Here is a 557-nt window from a genome sequence, read left to right as displayed (position 1 = left end):
ATCAGAACCTCTTCTGGTGTTCCCTCGTCGAAGATAACGGTCGGATTGTACTGTACCATGTCGATATGTACGGTCGAGCGTGCCGGCTGTCCATAGTAGAAGCCGTTGCCCATTGCGATGTGGCAGGTTCCTCTTGCCTTCTTCTCTTCCTCAAAGTCTCCGTTGAACATACAAGCCGGGTTAAGTCCAAGTCCGATCTCTGCGATGTTGTCGGAATCTTTAACTTCTGCGATCTGACGGCGGATTTCTTTACAAATCTTCGGATCGCCGCCAACTACCTCTACGATACGTCCTTTTTCGATCCTTAACTCAACCGGTGTGGTCGGGCATCCATAGTAGCAGATAGGTCCATCAATTACCAGTTTGCCATGGGTTGTGTCGATCACCGGTCCTAAGGAAACCTCGCCGTCAGACCATGCCATTGCATCGCCCGGATTTCTCGCGATACCACACTCGATGATCGGCTCCATCTGATTCATTTCCATGTACAGGTCGGTACCAGCCGGTGTGGTGATGTGAGCCATCTTATGACCTCTCCAGATCGCCTGCAGCTTCTC

The 557-nt window shown here is 51.3% G+C and carries 1 protein-coding gene; it reads right to left on the bottom strand.

The window, feature by feature from the left end; all coding sequences use genetic code 11:
• Positions 1-557, bottom strand: a 557-nt coding sequence (locus tag DWX76_RS13785) for an aminopeptidase (RefSeq protein WP_243022594.1), incomplete at both ends; no start/stop codon positions are given.

It is taken from the genome of Clostridium sp. AF21-20LB (assembly GCF_003478795.1).
Classification (GTDB): domain Bacteria; phylum Bacillota; class Clostridia; order Lachnospirales; family Lachnospiraceae; genus Otoolea; species Otoolea fessa.
The sequence above is the reverse complement of the archived record's forward strand: the minus strand, read 5'-3'. Positions and strand labels throughout refer to the sequence as shown.